Genomic DNA, 378 nt, shown 5'->3' on the forward strand with positions numbered 1-378 from the left:
AAGGCCCTCGAGATGAAGGGCATCCAGCGCACCGTGATCGCGTCCGGGCCCCGCAAGGCCGAGGGCCATCCGTTCGGGGCGCCGCTCGACGACGCGGCCCGCGCGGCGATCCAGGCCGAGACCGACGAGGTCTATGCGATGTTCACGGCCGACGTGGCGAAGGCGCGCGACGTGCCGGTCGCGACGGTCCGTGCCGACCCCGAGGCGGCCGAGACCCATTTCGGCGGGGGCCGGGCCTACCACGCCCGCCAGGCGGTGCGCCTCGGCATGGCCGACCGCATCGGCACGCTGGAAGACACGATCGCGCGCGCCGCCCGCGGCCGCGCGCCCCGTCAGGCCGCCTTGGCGCGTCGGCGCCTCGCGATGCTCTGACCACCC

The 378-nt window shown here is 75.9% G+C and carries 1 protein-coding gene; it reads left to right on the forward strand.

Going from position 1 to position 378, the window contains the following annotated elements; translation table 11 throughout:
* The coding region (locus tag RISW2_RS23230; RefSeq protein WP_043776056.1) for a S49 family peptidase at positions 1-372 on the forward strand (372 nt) is incomplete at its 5' end.
* Between the last annotated feature and the right edge of the window lie 6 nt (positions 373-378).

Origin of the sequence: Roseivivax isoporae LMG 25204 (genome assembly GCF_000521865.1) — a bacterium.
Classification (GTDB): domain Bacteria; phylum Pseudomonadota; class Alphaproteobacteria; order Rhodobacterales; family Rhodobacteraceae; genus Roseivivax; species Roseivivax isoporae.